Source organism: Flavobacteriales bacterium, assembly GCA_016124845.1.
Classification (GTDB): Bacteria; Bacteroidota; Bacteroidia; order UBA10329; family UBA10329; genus UBA10329.
This window is the reverse complement of sequence record WGMW01000004.1, coordinates 1-21,345: the sequence shown is the minus strand read 5'-3', so window position 1 is coordinate 21,345 and position 21,345 is coordinate 1. Positions and strand designations below refer to the sequence as shown.

The window sequence follows — 21,345 nt, the reverse complement described above, 5'->3', positions numbered from 1 at the left end:
GGAAAGAAGCATCCTTTTTCAGGGTGCTTCTTTTGTTTTGTCCCGCTTCATCTGCGGCAGACGATAACCGAGGAAGAAGCCACCGTACGGAGAAAAGTTCCATTGGTTCTTGTAGTAAGAAGGGTCATAGAAAAGGTAGAAGGCCACGCCACCTGTTATTCCGTACGCGAAGTGGAATTCGACATTGTGTTCGAGAAAATACACAGCCCCGAACGAGCCTGTTCTCGGGTTGTATTGTGGAACCACGCCCAGAAAAACCCCTGTGCCTCGATAGTTCTTCATGGCTTTGAAACCAACATGTACGGGCAACTGCAAATTGTGGCGGTCTGCCCCGAAACCTCCGCGATATTCCATCATAAAGATTTTCGACCTTGCAATGGGATGCGTGTAGGTGTAATTGACAGAAGCAATTCCTGTGGCACCGAAAAACTCCGCATACACAAGACTTCTTCCGTTCAGTCGCTGTTCTTCTTTCAGGTAGCGTTCGTGTTGGCGTTTCAGTTTGGCAAGTTTGGCCTCAATTTCCTTCATGTCGGCAGAGTCAACCTCAAGAGGTTCATCTTTATAGAAAACCCGATCGATATCATTATACGCTTCTTGCTGTTTTTCTTTCTTGTCTTCGAGTCGAAGAACCCGCTTCTTAAATCCCCGTTCTCGCCATTCATTATGTCGCTGTTTGGAAGGAAGCCGATAGCCAAGAACCAATCCGGGCCATGGTTGATAACCGACTTTGCCCGGAAAGAAATCTCGCTCAGCCTGTGACCATATCTGAAGTAGCAAGTTGGCATTGACACCCAAAAAGAAGCCATAAGGGTTTTGGTAGGTATATCCAACGGAGAAAAAGAACCGTTGCTCTACGAGAGAACAACCGCTGCAATCATCTAATTTTTTAGTGCTTAATAGTTGGGAAAAAACCTGTGGGGAATAACCTGCTCGTAAGTTGAATCGACTTTTACGTCTCCCAATGTAGGAGCTGATTCCAACCGGAATGAAAAAACCATTTACCACCCCTTCTTTCCAACCGTACTGACCGTATTGAACCCTATTTGCTCCTAAGGTTATGTCAATTGACGCCAGATCGGACTTGAACACGCTATAGCCAACATTTAGCGAATAGTAGTAAGCAGCTCCTCCAAGATCATTGAACACGGAAAACCTTCCCATGAACTGATTGAACGGCACTTTTTTGCCATTCTCCAACGTGTCGTTGGGATGCGGCAATTGAGCGTACGAATTCAAACAGATCCACGAGAGCAGGACAGACATTCCGATTCCGCGAAGCATGGTTCAATATACGAACATTGCGGTGTTATATGGTCTTTTCTTGGGAGTGAGCATCTTTGCAGCATGTACGGTTTTCTCAAATTCTTTTTGGGTGGCATTGCCCGCTTGCCGTGGTGGGCGCTGTATGTGGTCTCGGACCTGTTCTTTTTCGTGCTTTATCACGTCATCTGGTATCGTAGAAAGTTGGTGATGCGCAATCTCACGGCCGCTTTTCCTGAGAAGAAAACGGAAGAACTTTACGACATCAGTATCCAGTTTTACAGGAATTTCTGTGATCAGGTGCTGGAAACCATCAAGTTGCTCAAGGCTTCGCCTGAAGAGATTTCGGAGCGGTTTGAGGTTGATACATCCGTGTACGATAAGCTTTATGCAGATGGAAGACATGTGCTTCAGGCCACTTCGCATCAGTTCAATTGGGAGTGGGGAAATTGGATCCTGAACCACCACACGCAGTTCCACATCCGTATCATTTACATGATGGTGAACAACAAGGCGATGGAGCGATTGGTAAACGATTACCGCTTGAAATACGGTACGGAACTCATTCCTGCAAACGACCTCAAAGCCATGATGACCGACCCCGAAAAGCCTTCGATGACCGTTTTTCTGGCCGATCAGAATCCATCAGATAGAAGACGTGCATATTGGACGGATTTCTTCGGCCGCGAAGTGCCTTTTCACAAAGGGCTGGAGATCCTTGCCAGACGGAAAGGCCATGCCGTGGTGTTTGATGAGATGGTGCGCATAAAGCGCGGACACTACAAAAGCGTTTCGAAACTGGCGTTTGAGGATGGCAGCAAAACCAGCGAAGGCGAGATAACCGAAGCGTACGTTCGTTTTTTAGAAGAAAGCATCTCGCGGCAGCCTGAGAATTGGCTTTGGACGCATAATCGTTGGAAGCACGCGCGGTGATTTCCGTGTCATTTCGACCGACCGAAGTGAGCGGAGAAATCTTTGGCTGGAAGAAATAGATTCCTCCGCTTCGGTCGGAATGACATCTCACGCTGCATCAATCCTAAATCTATCTTTGCCGCATGCTCGTCTACTTCCTGTTTGCCGTTGGGTTTGTGCTGCTGATAAAGGGCGCTGATTGGCTCATTGAAGGTGCGGCCGACATCGCACGGAAATTCCGAATTCCTGAGATCGTTATCGGGCTGACGGTGGTGGCGTTCGGCACATCTGCACCCGAACTGGCGGTCAACGTTATTGCATCGGTGAGTGGAAACAACGGGTTGGCCATTGGCAATATCGTTGGAAGCAACATTGCCAATATCCTGCTTATTCTGGGCGTAAGCGCCATGATCCGTGACCTTTCCGTGCAACGGAATACGGTCTGGCGCGAGATTCCATTCAGCCTCTTTGCTGCGCTGATTTTAGGTTACATGGTCAACGACCAGATATCTGGCAATTATGCGAGTGATATGGTAAGCCGCGCAGATGGGCTGGTACTCATCGCGCTGTTTCTGTTGTTCATGTTCTACACGTTCCGTTTGGGGAAGAACAATCTTACCGAAGAACTTCCAGAAACGCATGATGCACGCCCCATGTGGAAATCCATCGGCATGCTGCTCGTAGGATTGACGGGACTGGTCATTGGCGGACAATGGATCGTGGATGGTGCCGTGGCGTTGGCGCGACTCTTCGGGTATTCCGAATCGTTCATCGGATTCACCATTGTAGCTGTTGGAACCTCGCTTCCTGAACTGGCAACTGGCGTGGTGGCAGTAAGAAAAGGCAACACCGATCTGGCCATCGGCAATGTGATCGGTTCCAACATCTTCAACACTTTTTGGGTGCTGGGTCTTTCTGCCACCATCAGCCCCATGGATTTCAACCCAGAGGACAACTTCAGCATCATCGTCAACATTGCTTGTAGTGCGCTGCTGTTCATCCTGCTCTTCATCGGCAAGAAACAGGTCTTGCAGAAATGGCAAGGCGGTTTGATGCTGCTGGCCTACATGGCGTACATCGCTTATTTGACGATCGGGGGGAGGTAGGTTTTTAAGAGGCTTTGGAGAAAAGATTGAGGTCTGCAAGCTCCTGGCCTATTTGATGAATTCCGTTCAGGATTTTCTCTGTCTGCTTGCGCGAAGGCTTTTTGTGTCCCTGCACATACTGAGAAAGCAACGTGGGATTCATACCGATCTTCTCTGCAAGGAATTTAGCGTTCAGGACCTTATAGTATTGAAAGAACTGTTGGAAGTCGAATTCGAACCGAAGGTCTTCGTGTTTGATCACCACAATTTCGTCTTCGAAGTAAAGTTGCACCGCCTCCAAGGCGTTATTCATCAGTTCAGGTATGGTGCGCCCTGTGGTGAACACTGATTGAGCATCAGCGTAAGCGGAAAACCCCGTATCAGTCTTTTCAACTACGAATGTGATCTTCTTCTTTGCCATGGTCTTACAACTTTATTCCAGCATCCTTCAGTATCTTCTTTTCCAAACCTTTTCCCATTTCCTGACTACCGTGGTTCGGAAAGATGATAGTGCCGCTTTTCGTGTCATGTTGCAGTTTCACGTGGGAACCTTTCTGAGAAACAGCATACCAGCCGTCTTTTTGAAGAATCCGTAAAAGCTGTGAACATTTCACCAAACAAAAGTAAACAATTATTTACCTTTTATTTCGGAAATGATGACACCGAAATTGCCATCAAGTCCATTCCATCCTTTTTCTGGGAGGTACATCCGTGATACAAACCCGTCCAAGTAGAGCGCGTTTTTGCAGCCTTTGGATTGGAAGAAAGTAGCGAAATCAAACAGGTTGACCTTTTCCGTGGAAATGGCAAAAAGAACGTTCCCATTGGGAAGAATACCAACACCGTTTCGGATATGCACATTGGAAGAAACTTCCGTGAACTTTGGATGGATTTTCCCATCGATCACCAACATTGGACCAGACTGGGTGGCATATTTCACGTTTGAAACGTCAAATTTTGGTGTGGTGCAAACAACAGCCTTATTGTCCTTGGTGATGTAAAAGATGCCGTTCGGTTGAAGATAAAAATTGCCGTGTGCTTCTTGAACCTTGTTCACATTTCTGAGCGTGTTCCCATTTTCAATATAGAGACCAAGTGGTGTTTGGTCTGCCATATACATGCCTCCATTCATTGCGAACACCAAATCCTGACCATTGTGTTCAAGTTCCGTTATCAGCGTTCCGAAATTTCCGTAAACATGATTGTTTCCATCTTTCCAAACCAACGATAGTGAACCTTTTTTCGGATCCACTTCGTGGCTTACAATTTTGGTTTCTTGTGATGGTACAGCGAACCGAGCCATCGCAGCAGTCGCTCCGCAAAGTAGCATCAGTCCGATGATTCGAATTGGACTCACCGATGCTCCCAATCAAACGTATGCAGCTCTTCCAGACAACGCTGAAGAAGAAGAATGCTCTTTTCGATGTCGCCTTTGTCGGCCATTTCAATAACCTGATGAATGTGGCGCGTGGGGATGGAAATAGCACCTGAAATGGCACCACCCGCGCTGTAACGCTGAATGGCTGCGGTATCGGTTCCGCCAGCGGTAAGCACCTCAGGCTGCCATTGGATCTTGTGCTTGTCGGCAGTTTTTTTCATGTATTCCACCATGCGGTAATCGCAAACGGTAGAAGCATCCATGATCTTGATGCCCGTGCCTTTACCAAGCTCCGTGATCTTCTCATGAGCCTGTGCTCCAGGAACATCATAGGCAATGGTCGTGTCCAACCCGAAACCGAAATCGGGCTGATGTTGCAAGGATGAAACCTGCGCACCTCGGATGCCGATCTCTTCTTGCACGGTAAAGACTCCGTAAACATCATACGGCACATCTCCCAACGTTCTCAGCGCTTCAATTAGAATGAATACGGAAACACGGTTGTCGATGCTTTTGCAGTTCACGCAATTGCCCATTTCAATGAGTTTGCGCTCGCGTGTGACGACATCGCCAACGGAAACGTATTTCTCCACTTCCTCTTTCGACATTCCCATATCGATGAAGTAATCGGTGGTCTTCGGCAGCTTGGTGCGTTCCTCAGCAGTCATTACATGAATGGGTTTGGAGCCCATCACACCGATTAGGTCTTTCTTTCCGTGAACAATTACGCGCTGAGCCGTAAGCGTTTTCGGATCGAAACCACCGAGCGTGTGGAAACGCAGGAAACCTCCTTCTTCGATATGTGTCACAATGAAACTGATCTCGTCCATGTGCGCACCGATCATCACTTTCTTGTCCTTCTTGCCTTTTTTGATGGCGGTGACGTTGCCCATGTTGTCAACTTTCACCTCATCAACCAAAGGTGTTACTTCACGAAGTACAATATCTCGGATGCGTTTTTCGTAACCTGGTGCGCCAGCAACTTCACATATTTCAGCCAGCAATTGAACGTTTATAGCCATGATTTCAGTTTTGAATCGCCAAAACTATGAAAAGGATTATTGCTCGTAGTGACGCGATGCATCGCGTATCTAACCTAATGCCAATATCAATTCACCATGCTCAACTTCATCATGTTCGATTGGCCGCGTTCCGAGATCGGAATACTGGCGATGTTGATCACGAGGTCGCCCTCTTTCACCAACCCTTCGCGTTTGAGCCGAAGTTTCAGGTCAGCGATGGTGTGGTCGGTGCTCACGTATTTGTCATAGAAGAAGCCGCGCACGCCCCACACCAGACTGAGCATATCCAGAATGGCGCGGTTGTCCGTGAATACGAAAATGTTGGCCTTTGGCCGATAGCTCGCGATCTTAAATGCTGTGTAACCCGAATTGGTCATCGTGATGATGCCCTTCGCATCAGATTGCGCGGCCAATTCCACCGATGCCTGACAGATGGAATCGGTGATAGTACGATCGATGCTCGAGATCGGGTTGAGTTTGCGGTAGTAGATGTCGCCTTTGGTTTCGAGGTGACGGATGATGCTGTACATGGCTTTGATGACCATGGCCGGATGGTCTCCAACGCTGGTTTCGCCACTCAGCATCAGCGCATCAGCGCCATCAAGAACCGAATTGGCCACATCATTCACTTCCGCGCGTGTCGGTGCGGGGTTGGTGATCATGCTTTCCATCATCTGCGTGGCAATGATCACAGGTTTCGCCTCGTTCAGGCATTTCTTCACGATTTTCTTTTGCACCACAGGAACTTCTTGCATCGGAATTTCTACACCGAGGTCGCCACGCGCTACCATTACGGCATCGGTTTCGCGGATGATGTTGTTCAGGTCTTTCACCGCTTCGGGCTTTTCGATCTTGGCTACAACTCGCGTCTTTGAACCTTGCTTTTTGATGATGCTTTTCAGTTCCAGAATGTCCTCCGCACTCCGCACAAAGGAAAGCCCGACCCATTCCAATTTGTGCTCAAGTACAAAGTCAAGATCCGCCAGATCTTTTTCTGTAAGGCAAGGCATGGAGATTTTCGTGTTTGGAAGGTTCACGCCTTTACGCGATTCCATCATGCCGCCATGCTCTACCGATGCGGTCACTTCGTCCTTTCGGTTCGTTCCCGTCACCTGAAGCACCAGTTTTCCATCGTTGATGAGAATCGTATCGCCTTCCGCCACGTCTTTCGGAAATTCGGGATAGGTGAGATAAACCTTCTTGGCGTTACCCTCGCATTTTTTGGTGGTGATCGTGATCTGATGGCCGCTTCGTATTTCCACTCCGCCATCTTTCACTTCTCCCAAACGGATCTTCGGACCTTGCAGGTCGGCCAGCATGCCCACGTGTGTTCCGAGTTCTTCGTTCAGTTCACGAATGTTCTTGATCACTTTCGAGTGGTCTTCATATTTCCCATGCGAAAAGTTCAATCGAGCGATGTTCATTCCGCTTTCGATCATCGTCTTCAGCATTGCTTTTGAAGAGGATGCTGGGCCGATGGTGGCTACGATCTTTGTCTTGTTGAAACTCATATCAATGCATCAGGTTTATGTATGCTTTCAGCGATCGCGGATCTACGCGTTTGGCCGCATTGATCGCTGGAATCAGGTTCAGTTGGTCTTCGATCTCTTCCAATTCATCCTCCTCAAACTGACCGTAAAGAAGGAAGAAGTAATCCACACGCGGCAATTCGGGGATCAGTAACGCTGGCTGCTCCGTTGGGAAGAGGTCGCCTTCTTTCGTAACAAGTTCGCGCACCAAAGGTTGATTGGAAATGACGAAGTATTCCTTGTGCGTCACCTCATCTTCGTACATGAACCGCGAATAGGTCGGAAGATGCGGTTTGTCTTCCTCCTCCGCAAAATCGCGGATGCGTGCAAACTCACATTTGAACTGCTCGTTCAGGGAAAAACACAATCTGTAATCCTTCTGGTGACAATAAATATGAATAAGTTCAAAGTCGGGTTCCTGAGGCAGCCAATCGGAGAGTTGCAGTTTCATGGTGTGCCACCAAAGGTATAATTAGAACGGATTGTTCGTTGGTCGGCACATTGCATTTGGGTTAAATGACGGATGAGACCTTCAAGGTTACTAAAACAGGGGTGTCCGAAAAGAGAAATCTGTTCTGAAAAGGTGTCGTCCCTACGGGACTTTGATGTACAGATGGAACCTATTGCTACCATAATTCCGTCCCGCTGGGACTTGCGCAGTTCCGTAGGAACGGCACTATGGTAGAAATGCGCCTACTGACGGTCATGAGCTCCATAAGAGCGAAACTGAAAAGGAGGATGAATCCATCCTTAAAAGTGGCATTTCGGCCCCCTATTTCTAAAACCTTGAAGGTCTTAAATCTAAACCCCAAGTTTGAGGTTTTCGCAGGCTACTTTGGCTGCGGCCTGTTCAGCGCGCTTCTTGGTGCGGTCGGTTCCTTTTCCCTGTGGCTTGCCATCCACCTTCACTTGAATGGTGAATGATGGCCGGTGGCCGTCAACAGTTCCCTCCAGGAGTTCGAATTCGAATTTGTGCTTCTCTTTCTGGCACCATTCTATCAGGCGGCTTTTGAAATTGGCGTCTTCCACCAAAAGTTTATCGAGGTCCACGTAGTGATCGATCATTCGGTCCAGGATGAACTTCTCGGCTGCTTGAAAGCCACGATCGAGGAAGATGGCCCCGACCAATGCTTCCAATGCGTCTCCGCCAAGGGAAGAACTAATACGGTGGTTTTCATTGCTTTTTTCCACCATTTCTGGCAGGCCAAGTTTGCGGGCCAAACCGTTCAGGTTCTTTCGGCTCACCACTTTCGATCGGGTTTCCGTCAGGAAGCCTTCGTTTTCGAACGGATAACGCTGAAAAAGGTACTTGGCCACCACCGCGCTCAGCACAGCATCGCCCAAAAACTCCAAGCGTTCGTTGCTCACAAGCGTGCCATCAGATAATCGTTCTCCAGCAGATTTATGTATCAGCGCCAAGCGATAGACGGATACGTTTCTTGGGGTGAATCCAAGCAGATTGCGCAGCGATTTCGTCAGTTCCTTGTCTCGACCGAAAAAGCTGCGAAGAGAATTGATCAACGGAGAATGATTACTGAACGAACTTCTTGACGATGACCGAGGCGTTGTGGCCTCCAAACCCGAACGTGTTGCTGAGGGCAGCATTCACGGTTCGCTTTTGCGCCTTATTGAATGTGAAATTCAACTTCGGGTTGAACTCGGGGTCATCTGTAAAATGGTTGATGGTCGGTGGAACGATATCGTTCTTCACAGCCATCACCGAAGCAATGGCCTCGATTGCACCAGCTGCACCAAGCAAGTGCCCTGTCATCGATTTGGTGGAACTGATGTTCATGTTGAAAGCCTGCTCACCGAATACTTCCATGATGGCTTTTGATTCAGCAATATCGCCCAATGGCGTGCTTGTTCCGTGCACGTTGATGTAATCAATCTCACTTGCGTTCATGCCCGCATCTTCCAAAGCAGCCCGCATCACGTTCATCGCGCCCAAACCTTCTGGGTGCGGAGCGGTGATGTGGTGCGCATCGGCACTCATGCCGCCACCAACAATCTCAGCATAGATCTTGGCACCTCGTGCAAGCGCATGCTCCAATTCTTCTACGATGAGCGAGCCAGCACCTTCTCCCAGAACAAAACCATCGCGGTCAAGGTCAAACGGACGCGAAGCTGTTTCAGGCGAATCATTCCGTTGCGAGAGCGCTTTCATGGCGTTGAATCCGCCAACACCAGCTTGTGTTACGGCCGCTTCCGAACCTCCAGTAACGAAGATGTCTGCTTTGCCCAAGCGGATGTAATTGAACGAATCGATCAGCGAATTGGTGGAGGATGCGCAGGCCGAAACCGTGGTGAAATTCGGACCGCGCAAGTTCCATTTCATGGAGATGTGACCTGCGGCAATGTCCGCGATCATCTTCGGGATGAAGAACGGGTTGAACCGTGGCGTACCATCGCCTGCGGCAAACTCGGTGCATTCATCATAAAAGGTCTTCAAGCCTCCGATGCCCGAACCCCAGATAACGCCCGCGCGGTCGTGGTTGATCGTGTTCTCATCCAACCCAGAATCTGCCCACGCCTCTGTGGCGCTTACCAGCGCATACTGCGCGAACGGGTCCAGTTTGCGGGCTTCCTTACGGTCGAAGTGTTCTTCGGGATCGAAGTTCTTCACCTCGCAGGCAAACTGCGTTTTGAACTTGGAGGCATCGAAATGCGTGATGGGAGCGGCACCACTTTTCCCAGCGATCAGGTTCTGCCAATACGCATCCAGCGTATTGCCAACGGGTGTAAGCGCACCCATACCTGTTATTACCGCTCGTTTAAGCTCCATCTATTAACTTAAATACCCGCTACCCGAATCCGCCTCGGGCGGATGGGAAGCGGGTAAGTTCTTTATCCCAATAAGGGAGATCTACTTGGCGTTCTCCTCTATGTATTTGATCGCCTCACCGACTGTACCGATGTTCTCGGCCTGATCGTCAGGAATGGCAATATTGAATTCCTTCTCAAACTCCATGATCAGCTCAACCGTATCCAACGAATCGGCCCCAAGGTCGTTTGTGAAACTTGCCTCTGGTGTCACCTCGTTCTCATCAACACCCAATTTATCTACGATAATAGCTTTTACTCTTGATGCAATATCAGACATGATTATCTGCTTTTGGTAGGTTTAAAATCGCTGCAAACATAAGCAAATTTCAATTCTGCAAACGTTTGTTATCCACCCCTCGCGGGTGCTGCCAAACGGTCTATTACGTTAAGTTAACGGCCTGTTCGAACCTGCACATTTTGAACAAAACGCAGCAATCTGACCTTAACATTAATTGTGATCGATAACTGGCAAGTTCAGACCAAGGCCAGCCCATTTGGTTACTTTTGGCGCGTGAAAACAGGGAGTATGAATCCATTCAAAACCATTGCTCTAACGCTGACCGTGCTCTTCCTCTTCTCATCTTCCCGCACCATGGCGCAGGATGAGTGGACATTGGAGCGTTGCATCAGTTACGCGTTCGAGCACAACATTCAGATCAAACAGTCGGTATTACAGCAGGAGTCTGCCCGCTTGGACAAGTCGCAGGCGTTGGCCATGATGTTTCCGAACCTCAACGCCAGTTCCAGTTTCAACATCAACTTTGGTCGGAACATCGACTTCGTGACCAACACGTATGTGAATCAGCAGATCAACAACAACAGTTGGGGTGCGCAGAGTAACGTTACGCTCTTCAACGGTTTCCGTCTGCTGAACACGTTCAAGCAGTCGCAGGTGGATCTGCAGGCCGCAGGTTACGATCTGGATGGCCTGGGCAACGACATCAGCCTCAACATTGCCACGGCTTTCATGCAGATCATGTTCAACGAGGAGCTTTTGGATGTGGCCTACCAGCAGTTGGAGGTGACAAAAGAGCAATTGGAGCGTACGAGGAAAATGGCGGATGCTGGTTCGGTGCCGCTGGGAAATGTCTATGATGTGGAAGCGCAGTTGGCAAGCAACGAACTTCAGGTGGTCAATGCGGAGAATGCGCTCAACACGTCCATTCTCACACTCAAACAAATGCTGAACCTGCCTGCTTCGGAGCCATTTCGAATTGAGCGGCCAGAGGTGGACCTGCCCTTAACAGGTCTGAATGCAGTTACGGTTGGAATCATTTACGATCAGGCGTTGGACAATTGGCCGAAGATCAAGGCAAAGGAGGCCAGATTGAGAAGTGCCGAGAAAGGGGAGAAGATCGCTTTTGCTTCGTACACACCAACAATAAGCGGTAGTGCTTCGCTGGGAACGAGATATTCAAGTGCCAAATCTTTTACGGGTGTTTCCGATCCGTACGGAAAGCAGCTTCAGAACAACCTTGGTGAGAACATCGGATTCTCGCTTAGTGTTCCGATCTTCAATGGGTTGCGCAGCCGCACTTCGGTGGGCAAGGCGCGGTTGAGCCGCATCAATGCAGAGCTCTCTTTGCAGGACGAGAAGAACAAGCTCTATTCCTCGGTACAACAGGCGTACAATGATGCCAGTTCATCCAAGCGTCAGTTCGATGCCAGCGACAAGAGCGTGAAGGCCACCGAACAGGCATTCGAATACGCCAAACAGCGCTATGATGTGGGCATGATGAACGCGCTGGATTTCAATACGGCTTCCAATAACCTCACACGGACAAGGTCGGAACTGCTGCGAGCGAAATACGACTACATTTTCAAAATGAAGGTGTTGGATTTCTACCAAGGCAAACCGATTACTTTTGACCAGACCAAATGAAAAACAATCGAATTCTCATCGTTCTGGCGGTGGCCGTTGTGGCACTGCTGGTAGTTGCCATCATCTTAAAGAAGAAAGGTCTTGTCGGTAGTTCATCTGCCGAAAAAGTGGCCGTGGAGGAAGTTGCCAAGCGCGACATCACCGAAACAGTTTCTGCCAGCGGCAAGATCCAGTCCGAATCGGAAGTGAAGATCAGTCCAGATGTTTCGGGAGAGATCATGGAACTTCCCGTAAAGGAAGGCGACCGCGTGGAAGAAGGACAGCTGTTGGTGAAGATCGATCCAGATATTCAGAAATCGAATGTGGAGCGATTGGAAGCTGCTCTGAATACAAGTCGTGCCAACTTGGCAAATGCGCAATCTCGATTGGCGCAATCGGAAGCGCGATTGACCAATTCCAAAGCCAATTATGAGCGGGTAAAACAGTTGTTTGAGGATAAGGTGGTGGCGCAATCGGAGTATGATGCTTCGCTAAGCGAATACAACGTGGCGCAAAGCGATGTGGAAGCATCACAGCAAAGCGTGGAGGCCAGTCGCTTCCAAGTGAAAAGTGCCGAAGCATCGCTACAGGAAGCACAGAAAAGCCTTACGCGAACGGAGATCTACTCGCCTGTAAATGGAACCATTTCCAAACTCAATTTCGAGAAGGGCGAGCGCGTGGTGGGAACTTCTCAGATGCAAGGTTCGGAGATCATGACCATTGCCGACCTCGCGGAAATGGAAGTGGTGGTAGAAGTAAATGAGAACGACATCATCCGTGTGGGTTACAACGACACCTGTGATATTGAGGTGGATGCGTATCTCGACAAGACGTTCAAAGGCATTGTGACCAATATTGCCAATTCGGCCAAGTCGGATGGAACGGGTACCGATCAGATCACCAATTTCGAAGTAAAGGTCCGTATTCTAAGAACTTCTTATTCGGATCTCGTGAATGAGAAGCAGCCCGATCAGTCGCCATTCCGCCCTGGTATGAGCGCCACGGTCGACATCAGAACGCGACAGGTAAAAGATGTGTTGAGTGTACCGATTCAGGCGGTCACCACACGCACCAAGTCTGAACTGGAGAAGCAGGTGGAAAACCGTGAAGAAAGACGTGAACGCAGAAAAGGTCCGCCATCGGATGAGGGTGATGATGAAGAGGAAGAAGCGATAGATAAACCTGCACGGGAAGAAGATGCCATTGAACTTGTATTTGTGGTGGATGGGAACGATGTAGTGGTGAAGCAGGTGAAAACGGGCATTCAGGACAACGAGTACATTGAGGTTGTTTCGGGTGTTGAGCTCGGAGACCGTGTGGTGACCGCTCCTTACCGTGCCATCTCCAAAAAACTTGCGCCAGGCGATGAGGTTGAGGTCGTTTCCAAAGACGAACTGTACAAATCCAACGAAGGCGAAGGCGGCTTCGGTGACTAAACCCAAGCGGTTTGCCAACCATTCTTCATATTGAAAGTGCCACGCTCACATGTTCGGTCGCTGTGTCGCGCAATGGCGAAACGCTTGCGCTGAAAGAGACGCACGATCAAACCTATTCCCATTCCGAAAAACTGGTGGTTTTTATCGATGAGACCATCAAAAAGGCAGGTTTGAAACCTTCCGATCTGGATGCGGTCTGCGTCTCGAAAGGCCCTGGTTCCTACACAGGTTTGCGCATCGGTGTTTCTGCTGCAAAAGGGTTGTGTTATGGGCTGGGAATTCCGTTGCTTTCGGTCGGTTCGTTGGAATCCATGACTCATTGGGCAATGACAGAATTTTCAGAACAACTGACCGATATCTCCTTTTTCTGTCCGATGATCGATGCGCGCAGGATGGAAGTTTACACTCAAATGTTCGATGCTTCGCTGAAAGAGCTTCAACCTGTTTCCGCAGAGATCATTGATGAAGCCAGTTTTGCCGAAGAATTGGAAAAAGGCAACGTGGCGTTTTTGGGTGATGGCGCGGGCAAATGCAAAGAGTTCATCAACCACCCGAATGCCATCTTCTTGGATGATTTCAACCCAAGTGCAAGAGGAATGATCGGTTTGGCGGAAGGAAAGTTTGCAGCCAAACAGTTTGAAGATGTCGCCTACTTTGAACCCTATTACCTGAAAGATTTTGTGGCTGGGAAGCCGAAGAGGGTGTTTTAATAATCGGGGAACAGTCTCTTTTCGGAAAGTCCAAAGTCAAATGGGTCTCCGACATGTCCTCGCGAAATCGAATAGTCACAATTATAACACTTCAACCAGCTAATGGGGATGGCTTTTGTTGGGTCGGGAAGCTCAACGATGCTCCGATAAACGATTAAAGTTTTCGCTCCACAGCAAATACAATTGTGGCGACTAAAGAAATCAGGTAACTGAGTTTCTGATTCGACAAATCGTTCAGTTCTGATATTCGGGTTGCCAGATTGAGGTTCATAGTATGAAATACCATTTCGCTTACCAAAATCATGGTTGTCAGCGGCACGTCCCAACTCCTTTAGATGGCCAAGTTTTAGTAGCGCCTTTATTATTGTTTTGGTCTTGGTTTCATTTGAAAAGTCCGTAAAAGAAAACCTTACGGAAAGAATTTCCTCCAATAGGTTAAGACCGGTATGGGTTTCGAAGTACAACGGTCGCCAATTCTTCAACATGTCCTTTTCAGCCTTCAGAAGGCTTTGAAGCATTGGGAACAATCTTTGCGAAACCAAATACTCGAATGAAATGAAGTTTGGAAGTGTGTTCCCGTTGTGCATAATTCGGTTTCGCCATTCTGTTAGGACAGAAATCGTTTCTTGATTCTCCTTTGACAGGATGAATTTATATCGTTTCAACACGTTCTGGTAAACTTCAGATGTTGAGTCATAGTGTAAAAATGCCTGTTTGAACCTTCTTAGTGTTTCCTGAAATTCAACAGTTCTGATTGTGTCTGGGTCTGCGGTTTGGTCAAGAAAAGCAAATACGTCCTTTGGATGCTGGTCCAGTCGTACAACGAGAAATGGATTGACCCGCCTAAGAATGTCTTTCAATAACAGTTCGATGAATCGATGGAATCCTAAAATAGACTGAACGATTTCATCGGTTGATTTAAAATTGAATGCGTGTGCTTCTCTCGACCAAGTGTGGATGTCTGAAATGTATGGCATCATACTTTGGTTTGTCCTGAACGACTCGTAGTAGCTACGAACAGCATTATGAAGTGATGAATAGTGAATCGGAGGTATCCTGACAAAATCCTTCCCTTCACCAATTTTTACATCATTCTTTCGGAAGAACTCTTTGAATTGATCCATGAAAGCAAGGTAATCGTAAAGGCTTATTTCTCAAACTCTCGCATGTGCGGATGCGTGGCAATCGAAAGCATCTGATTGTCGCCATGATCGTTGCCGTAAGCGTAGATCGCTGAATAATCTTCCAAATTCAGATGTTGGTTGATGCGGTTCACTTTTTCTCGGCCACGGCAGTTCGGTTTAGAGAGATTGCCCGTGTAAATGCCGTTTTCCAGTTCCATTTCGGTGCATAGGATTTCCAATCCCATTTCGTGTGCCCAATCGCTCAGCCAAGCATCGCAACTTGCGGTTACCACAATAATTCGATGACCGTTTTCCTTATGCCAGTTGATCTTCTCGATTGCCTTCGGGAATAAAATGGTTGGAATGACCTCAGCTGTAAATCGCTTGCGCGCATCGGCCATCCGTTCTTCCGTCCAACCTCTGTAGAAGGATCGAAGTGCTTTCACCTTCGTAAAATGACTTTTCACCAGACCCAATTTCCAACCCGCAAACGTGAGAAAACCCATGGCCATGCGCATCATAAACACGGGTTTTCCATGCGTGAATTTCATGAAAGCCACAAAGCTGTCCTTGTTGGAAATGGTGCCGTCAAAATCAAACAGCGCCAAAGATCGATTTTGCTTAGCTTCAACATGATTCATTGATTTCTGGCTTTGTTTGTAATATAAACCGCGTAAGTGGATATTATTGAGCTTACACCCAATACCATCAGCGACACTTTTATACTAAACCACACTAAAACAACTGCGAGGCCAAGCCATATTGCACCCTTCAATACATATTGCCATTGAAACTTCAACTTTTTTAAGACAAGCCTTGGCATTAAGTCTACGGTAAGTAGTATCTGCCAAATTGCAACAGTGGACCATATAGCAGTTTCAACGCTGTGCTTCCACCAAACTATCGAGAATAAAAACGTAGAAACGGAAGCATAGTAAATCGTACAAGATTTAGATAATTCAATAAGGCGTTTCACCCGCTATAAAGTTCCCCGCAATTCCTGCTCGCGCTCAATGCTTTCGAACAATGCTTTAAAGTTTCCTGCACCGAAACCGCGAGCACCCATTCGCTGGATGATCTCATAGAAAAGCGTTGGTCGGTCTTCCACAGGTTTGGTGAATATCTGAAGCAGGTAGCCTTCCTCATCCGCATCGATCATGATGCCGAGTTTGGCCAATTCGTTGATGTCTTCCTTCATCATATCCATGTGCTTGCCCAAACGCTTCGGAATTTCATCATAATACGCTTCTGGAGGTGTTGAAAGGAACTCCACGCCACGACTTCTGAGGTCGGCCACGGTCTTAAGAATATCATCCGTAGCTAATGCCAAGTGCTGCACGCCTGGGCTTTCGTAGAAATCCAAGTATTCTTCGATCTGAGATTTTTTCTTGCCTTCAGCGGGCTCGTTGATCGGGAATTTGATTCGGCCATTCCCGTTGCTCATCACCTTACTCATCAGAGCCGAGTATTCGGTATGAATTTGCTTGTCATCGAAGGATAGGAAGTTCACAAAACCCATCACGTCCTCGTACCATTTCACCCATGTGTTCATTTCTCCCCAACCAACGTTACCGACCATATGGTCGATGTACTTCAGGCCAGTTGGAGCGGGGTTGTAATCCGATTTCCACTCTTTGTAACCAGGAAGGAATGTGCCATTATAATTCTTGCGCTCCACGAACATGTGAACCGTTTCTCCATAGGTGTAAATACCCGCACGGACAACTTCACCGTGTTCATCCTTTTCAACGGTTGGTTGCATGTATGGCTTGGCACCGCGCTTGGTCGTTTCCTTAAATGCAGCCCGTGCATCCTCAACCCATAAAGCCGTCACTTTCACGCCATCGCCATGCTTTTTCACGTGTTCCCCAATGGGAGATTCGCTGTTCAAAGCGGTGGTCAGCACCAATCTGATCTTGTCTTGCTTCAGCACATAGGAAGCCCGGTCTCTCACGCCCGTTTCCAATCCTGCGTAAGCAAGGCTCTGAAACCCGAAAGCCGTTTTATAAAAATGGGCGGCCTGCTTGGCGTTTCCTACATAAAATTCAACGTAATCGGTACCGAGAAGCGGAAGGAAATCCTGTGCTCCTTCAAAGATTTTCTCTAACCCGTACTCTACACTTTTTACTTCTGACATGATAATTAGCGAGTTTGATGATTAGCAAATTAGCAAATGAGATGGTCATTTGCCATTCAAGTTCTGTTTCGATGTTGCAACGATACTATTCAATATTTTCAGGATGACATTCAGTTCATTCAATAATTCGGTTGTGTCGGGATAGTGCTTTGACGCTTGACAGAGCAATAACCAATAATCCGTCTCATCGGCTTCCTTCAGCGCGATTTTCATCTTGTGAATGAAATCGGCTTTGCTTTCAGCATTTTGCGCTTCGCGAATGTTGGCTCCGATGGAGGTGCCACTTTTTAGCAATTGCTGACCAATGACGAATTTCTTTTTCTCAAAGAGGTCTTCGGTAAAATCAATGATGGAAAGAGCAAATTCAAACGATTTTTTGAGGATGGGATTATCTTGGTAATGACGACTTTGAGTGTATGGTACAGCAGGTTCAGAAACCATCTGCTCCGACCACTGTTTCAACAACTCGTTTCGTTCTTGTATCCACAATTTTTCCATCATTCAATCATTTGCTAATTCGCTAACTATCTCATTGACATGATTTAGCCACAGAAACACAGATTTACACAGAACAATTTCTCTGTGGAAATCTGTGCTTTCTGTGTTTCTGTGGCCAATAAATTTCCATTTGCTGATTCGCTAATGATCTCATTCTATCCAACTGTTCCAGTATTTCCCATCATCGATCTTCATCGCCTCTTCCGTTACCATCAACGGCTTGAAGGTGTCAACCATCACGGCCAATTCATCCGTTTTTACTTGTCCGATGGAACGTTCCATGGCACCCGGATGCGGTCCGTGTGGAATTCCTGCGGGATGCAATGAAATGTGCCCCGGACCAATGTCATTGCGGCTCATGAAATCGCCATCCACGTAATACAACACTTCATCACTGTCGATGTTGCTGTGGTTGTAGGGCGCAGGAATGGCCTGCGGATGATAATCGTACAAACGCGGGCAAAAGGAGCAGACCACAAAAGCACCTGTTTCGAACGTTTGGTGAACGGGCGGTGGCTGATGTACGCGGCCAGTTATCGGTTCAAAATCGTGGATGCTGAAAGCGTACGGATAATTGTAGCCATCCCAACCAACCACATCGAACGGATGCGTGGCGTAAACCAGTTCGTGCAGCATTCCCTGCTTCTTGATCTTCATCACGAAATCACCTTTCTCGTCATGCGTCTCCAAGTTTTCGGGTCTGCGGATGTCGCGTTCGCAGAATGGGGAATGCTCCAGCAGCTGCCCGAACCAATTACGATAACGCTTGGGCGTGTACATCGGATGATGACTTTCCACAATAAAGAGGCGGTTGTCTTCCGTGTCGAACTCGATCTGGTAGATCATCCCACGCGGAACGAGCAGATAATCACCATAACCGAATTTCAGATTTCCGACCAGCGTTCGTAGAACGCCTGCGCCTTTGTGGATGAAGATCATCTCATCGGCATCGGCATTCTTGTAGAAATAATCGCTCATGCTTTTGCGAGGCGCGGCCAGCACAATACTTACATCCGAATTGGTCAGAATGGTCTTCCGGCTTTTCAGATAATCATCCTCTGGTGTGGTTTTGAAACCATGCAACCGCAGCGAACGCATGTTATTCTCAACCGCAATTTTCGGCTTTACCGAAACAGGCTCTTTCAAACTCTTCACCTGTGTTGGCCGATGCACGTGATAGAGCAGACTCGACATACCATCGAACCCGATGGTGCCGAACAACTGCTCATAGTAATGCTCGCCTTTTTCGTTCTGGAAAACGGTGTGCCGCTTGTGCGGGATTTTCCCAAGTGTATGATAAATGGGCATGCGTTGCGTTTTGAGACCTCGAAGTTACGGATCAGTATTTGGCGCGTGAAATGATGATGGTCAGCACGGCATGGGGTTTGTCTCTTTGCAATTCGAGTAAATTAGCGCCTCGAATGAAAATCCGATTCCTTTTTGCATTTCTGTTGCTCGGCCTGGTTGGCCATGCGCAAGACATGGAGTATGCCCACGAGGTGCTGAACGAGCTGTGTTCGGATTACATGGCCGGGCGCGGCTATGTGGATGATGGCGACAATGCGGCTGCGTACTACATAGAGCAGGAGTTCAAGCACAATAACCTCTACGCGTGGGATTACAATTACTACCAGGAATTCAGTTTTCCGGTGAATACGTTTCCCGGAAAAGTAGAGGTGGAAGTGGATGGTCAGCCGCTGGAAGTCGGCAAGGCATTCATTGTGGAGGCGGATGCGCCATCCATCAAAGGAAAGTATGAGTTGACCTATGTATCGAAGTTGCCAGAGATCGCGCCTTCGGGAAGAGTGGTTGACAGTTTGACAAGCTACAAAGGCGTGGTTGTGCTGGCAGACAGTCTTTTGAGCAATTTGCCACCGCCTATTCGGACATCAGTTCTGAAAGGAATGAAGAAGGCTGGCGCGAAAGGAATTGTCCGCATTGCGGAAGAGAAACTGACGTGGAGCGTGGCGAAACAACAGGCACCGCTGGCCCAGATAACCGTGCTAAAGAACAAGTGGCCAAAGGATGCGAAGGAGATCTCATTTCATGTTGAGGCGCATTTGGAGAAGCGACATCGCACACAGAATGTGATCGCCTACGTGGAAGGCAGCGAATACCCGGATAGTTTTCTGGTGTTCACCGCGCATTACGACCATTTGGGCAAAATGGGCAAGGAGGCCATTTTCCGCGGAGCGAATGACAATGCAAGTGGCGTGACCATGCTGCTCAACTTGGCCAAGTATTATGCAATGCCTGAGAATCAGCCGCGCTATTCGATGGCATTTATTGCTTTCGCTGGCGAGGAGATCGGGTTGGAAGGTTCGTTCTACTACGTGGAACACCCGGTTTTTCCGCTTTCGAGCATCCGCTTTTTGGTGAATTTGGATATTCTCGGAACAGGCGATGAAGGCATTACGGTGGTGAACGGTGCGGTGCATGAAGAGGAATTCGATTGGCTGAAAGAGTTGAACGAACAGCACCAATATCTACCGTTGGTCAAGAAGCGGGGCAAGGCCGCCATTTCGGACCATTACCCATTTTCGGAGGCGGGAGTTCCCTGCCTGTACATTTATACAATGGGCGGCATCAAGGCGTATCATGATGTGTATGACGTACCCGAAACATTGCCGCTGACCAAGTTCCCGGAAGTGTTCCGTTTGCTCACCGATTTCGTAGATAAGTTCTGATGGGCACGCTTTATATCGTTCCCACCCCTATCGGCAATTTGGAGGACATGACCTTCCGGGCCATCAAGATTTTGAAGGAGGTTGATCAGATTTTGGCGGAGGACACACGCACTTCGGGTAAGCTCATGAAACACTTCGAGATCGGAACACCGATGAGTTCGTTTCATCTCAATAATGAGCACAAAGTTGTTTCCCGTTGGGTGAATGAGTTGGAGACAGGAAAGAACATTGCGCTGATAAGCGATGCTGGAACGCCTGCTATTTCTGATCCAGGTTTTCTGCTCGTTCGCGAAGCCGTGAAACAGGGAATTGAGGTAATTACACTTCCAGGAGCGACCGCATTCGTTCCTGCGTTGGTCAACAGCGGTTTGCCCTGCGAGAAGTTCCATTACGAAGGATTTCTGCCTCACAAAAAAGGGCGCCAGACCCGAATTGCGGAGTTGGTGGAAAAGGACGTTACAAGCGTTCTGTACGAAAGTCCGCACCGCCTTTTGAAGACACTCGGACAATTGTTGGAAGCCGCAGGTGAAGAACGATTGGTTTCCGTTTCACGGGAGATAAGCAAACTCCACGAAGAGACCATTCGCGGAACCATTCCAGAAGTGATCAATCATTTCGAGAACAATCCGATCAAAGGGGAGTTTGTGATTGTGTTGCAAGGCAAATAGTTCCACGTCATTGCGAGCTAAGCGTGGCAATCTCATCGAGGAGATTGCTTCGGTCGTACCTCCTTCGCATTGTAAAAGTCAACTAATTCGGTAATGATTTTCTAAAGTTAAGAGGTATGTCATTTATTCCTTGATGATGCCTCATTTCGTTGTAGTAAAAGAGATATTGTAGGAGCTCATCCTTCAGTTCCTCAACGGTGTCATAGTGT

At 48.1% G+C, this 21,345-nt stretch carries 23 protein-coding genes; 7 read left to right on the top strand and 16 right to left on the bottom strand.

The window, feature by feature from the left end; all coding sequences use genetic code 11:
- Positions 1–18 precede the first annotated feature (18 nt).
- Complete coding sequence (locus GC178_01325) at positions 19–1,266, bottom strand: hypothetical protein (GenBank protein ID MBI1286198.1); 1,248 nt, start codon at positions 1,264–1,266, stop codon at positions 19–21.
- Here GC178_01325 and GC178_01320 point away from each other — a divergent pair.
- Together GC178_01320 and GC178_01315 are read left to right on the top strand one after the other, a co-directional pair.
- Positions 1,213–2,196, top strand: a complete 984-nt coding sequence (locus GC178_01320) for a lipid A biosynthesis acyltransferase (GenBank protein MBI1286197.1) — start codon at positions 1,213–1,215, stop codon at positions 2,194–2,196. The genes GC178_01325 and GC178_01320 overlap by 54 nt on opposite strands.
- Before the next feature lie 122 nt (positions 2,197–2,318).
- On the top strand, positions 2,319–3,281 hold the full coding sequence (locus GC178_01315; protein ID MBI1286196.1) for a calcium/sodium antiporter: 963 nt from the start codon (positions 2,319–2,321) through the stop codon (positions 3,279–3,281).
- 4 nt (positions 3,282–3,285) lie between these two features.
- Here GC178_01315 and GC178_01310 read toward each other — a convergent pair whose 3' ends face one another.
- The 9 genes from GC178_01310 to GC178_01270 all read right to left on the bottom strand — a co-directional run bounded on the left by GC178_01310 (position 3,286) and on the right by GC178_01270 (position 10,292).
- On the bottom strand, positions 3,286–3,681 hold the full coding sequence (locus GC178_01310; protein MBI1286195.1) for an XRE family transcriptional regulator: 396 nt from the start codon (positions 3,679–3,681) through the stop codon (positions 3,286–3,288).
- Between the two features lie 4 nt (positions 3,682–3,685).
- Positions 3,686–3,874 (bottom strand): addiction module toxin, HicA family, encoded by a 189-nt coding sequence (locus GC178_01305; GenBank protein MBI1286194.1) that lies wholly within the window; start codon positions 3,872–3,874, stop codon positions 3,686–3,688.
- Positions 3,875–3,891: 17 nt separating this feature from the next.
- Complete coding sequence (locus tag GC178_01300; protein MBI1286193.1) at positions 3,892–4,590, bottom strand: hypothetical protein; 699 nt, start codon at positions 4,588–4,590, stop codon at positions 3,892–3,894.
- Between the two features lie 23 nt (positions 4,591–4,613).
- The gene (locus GC178_01295) at positions 4,614–5,660 is read right to left on the bottom strand and encodes a M20/M25/M40 family metallo-hydrolase (GenBank protein MBI1286192.1); all 1,047 of its coding nucleotides are present in this window, start codon (positions 5,658–5,660) and stop codon (positions 4,614–4,616) included.
- An 86-nt stretch (positions 5,661–5,746) separates the two neighbouring features.
- On the bottom strand, positions 5,747–7,171 hold the full coding sequence (gene pyk / locus GC178_01290) for a pyruvate kinase (protein MBI1286191.1): 1,425 nt from the start codon (positions 7,169–7,171) through the stop codon (positions 5,747–5,749).
- A 1-nt stretch (position 7,172) separates the two neighbouring features.
- On the bottom strand, positions 7,173–7,640 hold the full coding sequence (locus tag GC178_01285) for an IPExxxVDY family protein (GenBank protein MBI1286190.1): 468 nt from the start codon (positions 7,638–7,640) through the stop codon (positions 7,173–7,175).
- 350 nt (positions 7,641–7,990) lie between these two features.
- Positions 7,991–8,794: a ribonuclease III gene (rnc, locus tag GC178_01280; GenBank protein MBI1286189.1), complete on the bottom strand. Its 804-nt coding sequence runs from the start codon at positions 8,792–8,794 to the stop codon at positions 7,991–7,993.
- Complete coding sequence (gene fabF, locus GC178_01275) at positions 8,721–9,974, bottom strand: beta-ketoacyl-ACP synthase II (protein ID MBI1286188.1); 1,254 nt, start codon at positions 9,972–9,974, stop codon at positions 8,721–8,723. The genes rnc and fabF overlap by 74 nt, the downstream gene beginning before the upstream one ends.
- An 81-nt stretch (positions 9,975–10,055) precedes the next feature.
- A complete protein-coding gene (locus GC178_01270; GenBank protein ID MBI1286187.1) occupies positions 10,056–10,292 on the bottom strand; it encodes an acyl carrier protein in 237 nt (78 codons plus the stop codon).
- A gap of 249 nt (positions 10,293–10,541) precedes the next feature.
- Between GC178_01270 and GC178_01265 the strand changes: the two genes are divergently transcribed.
- The 3 genes from GC178_01265 to tsaB are packed head-to-tail and all read left to right on the top strand — an operon-like array spanning position 10,542 to position 14,022.
- Positions 10,542–11,897 carry a hypothetical protein gene (locus GC178_01265; GenBank protein ID MBI1286186.1) on the top strand — a complete coding sequence of 452 codons (1,356 nt, stop codon included), beginning with the start codon at positions 10,542–10,544 and terminating at the stop codon, positions 11,895–11,897.
- A complete protein-coding gene (locus tag GC178_01260) occupies positions 11,894–13,312 on the top strand; it encodes an HlyD family efflux transporter periplasmic adaptor subunit (protein MBI1286185.1) in 1,419 nt (472 codons plus the stop codon). The genes GC178_01265 and GC178_01260 overlap by 4 nt, the downstream gene beginning before the upstream one ends.
- A gap of 11 nt (positions 13,313–13,323) precedes the next feature.
- Positions 13,324–14,022, top strand: coding sequence for a tRNA (adenosine(37)-N6)-threonylcarbamoyltransferase complex dimerization subunit type 1 TsaB (gene tsaB / locus GC178_01255; GenBank protein MBI1286184.1), 699 nt, complete (start codon positions 13,324–13,326; stop codon positions 14,020–14,022).
- Here tsaB and GC178_01250 read toward each other — a convergent pair.
- From GC178_01250 to GC178_01230, 5 genes are all read right to left on the bottom strand, one after another.
- Positions 14,019–15,146: a hypothetical protein gene (locus GC178_01250; GenBank protein ID MBI1286183.1), complete on the bottom strand. Its 1,128-nt coding sequence runs from the start codon at positions 15,144–15,146 to the stop codon at positions 14,019–14,021. The two genes, tsaB and GC178_01250, sit on opposite strands and share 4 nt — an antisense overlap.
- Positions 15,147–15,169: 23 nt before the next feature.
- Positions 15,170–15,787: an HAD-IB family hydrolase gene (locus GC178_01245; GenBank protein ID MBI1286182.1), complete on the bottom strand. Its 618-nt coding sequence runs from the start codon at positions 15,785–15,787 to the stop codon at positions 15,170–15,172.
- A gap of 338 nt (positions 15,788–16,125) precedes the next feature.
- Positions 16,126–17,286, bottom strand: a complete 1,161-nt coding sequence (gene hppD, locus GC178_01240; protein MBI1286181.1) for a 4-hydroxyphenylpyruvate dioxygenase — start codon at positions 17,284–17,286, stop codon at positions 16,126–16,128.
- A gap of 42 nt (positions 17,287–17,328) precedes the next feature.
- The gene (locus tag GC178_01235) at positions 17,329–17,724 is read right to left on the bottom strand and encodes a four helix bundle protein (protein MBI1286180.1); all 396 of its coding nucleotides are present in this window, start codon (positions 17,722–17,724) and stop codon (positions 17,329–17,331) included.
- A 207-nt stretch (positions 17,725–17,931) separates the two neighbouring features.
- Complete coding sequence (locus GC178_01230; protein MBI1286179.1) at positions 17,932–19,089, bottom strand: homogentisate 1,2-dioxygenase; 1,158 nt, start codon at positions 19,087–19,089, stop codon at positions 17,932–17,934.
- Between the two features lie 38 nt (positions 19,090–19,127).
- On the opposite strand from GC178_01230, the gene GC178_01225 reads away from it, so the two are divergent.
- Together GC178_01225 and rsmI are read left to right on the top strand one after the other, a co-directional pair.
- Complete coding sequence (locus tag GC178_01225) at positions 19,128–20,468, top strand: M28 family peptidase (GenBank protein MBI1286178.1); 1,341 nt, start codon at positions 19,128–19,130, stop codon at positions 20,466–20,468.
- A complete protein-coding gene (rsmI, locus tag GC178_01220; GenBank protein MBI1286177.1) occupies positions 20,468–21,136 on the top strand; it encodes a 16S rRNA (cytidine(1402)-2'-O)-methyltransferase in 669 nt (222 codons plus the stop codon). Before GC178_01225 ends, rsmI begins: the two co-directional genes overlap by 1 nt.
- Before the next feature lie 82 nt (positions 21,137–21,218).
- On the opposite strand, the gene GC178_01215 is transcribed toward rsmI, so the two are convergent.
- Positions 21,219–21,345, bottom strand: a 127-nt coding sequence (locus GC178_01215; protein ID MBI1286176.1) for an IS3 family transposase, incomplete at its 5' end; no start/stop codon positions are given.

What these genes read in the sequence shown, in the direction of transcription:
- GC178_01250 (MBI1286183.1), bottom strand. Translation starts at nt 15,146, where the DNA reads ATGGATCAATTCAAAGAGTTCTTCCGAAAGAATGATGTAAAAATTGGT.
- GC178_01230 (MBI1286179.1), bottom strand. Translation starts at nt 19,089, where the DNA reads ATGCCCATTTATCATACACTTGGGAAAATCCCGCACAAGCGGCACACC.
- GC178_01295 (MBI1286192.1), bottom strand. Translation starts at nt 5,660, where the DNA reads ATGGCTATAAACGTTCAATTGCTGGCTGAAATATGTGAAGTTGCTGGC.
- pyk (MBI1286191.1), bottom strand. Translation starts at nt 7,171, where the DNA reads ATGAGTTTCAACAAGACAAAGATCGTAGCCACCATCGGCCCAGCATCC.
- fabF (MBI1286188.1), bottom strand. Translation starts at nt 9,974, where the DNA reads ATGGAGCTTAAACGAGCGGTAATAACAGGTATGGGTGCGCTTACACCC.
- GC178_01300 (MBI1286193.1), bottom strand. Translation starts at nt 4,590, where the DNA reads ATGCTACTTTGCGGAGCGACTGCTGCGATGGCTCGGTTCGCTGTACCA.
- GC178_01260 (MBI1286185.1), top strand. Translation starts at nt 11,894, where the DNA reads ATGAAAAACAATCGAATTCTCATCGTTCTGGCGGTGGCCGTTGTGGCA.
- GC178_01270 (MBI1286187.1), bottom strand. Translation starts at nt 10,292, where the DNA reads ATGTCTGATATTGCATCAAGAGTAAAAGCTATTATCGTAGATAAATTG.
- GC178_01285 (MBI1286190.1), bottom strand. Translation starts at nt 7,640, where the DNA reads ATGAAACTGCAACTCTCCGATTGGCTGCCTCAGGAACCCGACTTTGAA.
- rnc (MBI1286189.1), bottom strand. Translation starts at nt 8,794, where the DNA reads ATGCTGCCCTCAGCAACACGTTCGGGTTTGGAGGCCACAACGCCTCGG.
- GC178_01315 (MBI1286196.1), top strand. Translation starts at nt 2,319, where the DNA reads ATGCTCGTCTACTTCCTGTTTGCCGTTGGGTTTGTGCTGCTGATAAAG.
- GC178_01320 (MBI1286197.1), top strand. Translation starts at nt 1,213, where the DNA reads ATGCGGCAATTGAGCGTACGAATTCAAACAGATCCACGAGAGCAGGAC.
- GC178_01325 (MBI1286198.1), bottom strand. Translation starts at nt 1,266, where the DNA reads ATGTCTGTCCTGCTCTCGTGGATCTGTTTGAATTCGTACGCTCAATTG.
- GC178_01245 (MBI1286182.1), bottom strand. Translation starts at nt 15,787, where the DNA reads ATGAATCATGTTGAAGCTAAGCAAAATCGATCTTTGGCGCTGTTTGAT.
- rsmI (MBI1286177.1), top strand. Translation starts at nt 20,468, where the DNA reads ATGGGCACGCTTTATATCGTTCCCACCCCTATCGGCAATTTGGAGGAC.
- GC178_01235 (MBI1286180.1), bottom strand. Translation starts at nt 17,724, where the DNA reads ATGGTTTCTGAACCTGCTGTACCATACACTCAAAGTCGTCATTACCAA.
- GC178_01265 (MBI1286186.1), top strand. Translation starts at nt 10,542, where the DNA reads ATGAATCCATTCAAAACCATTGCTCTAACGCTGACCGTGCTCTTCCTC.
- GC178_01310 (MBI1286195.1), bottom strand. Translation starts at nt 3,681, where the DNA reads ATGGCAAAGAAGAAGATCACATTCGTAGTTGAAAAGACTGATACGGGG.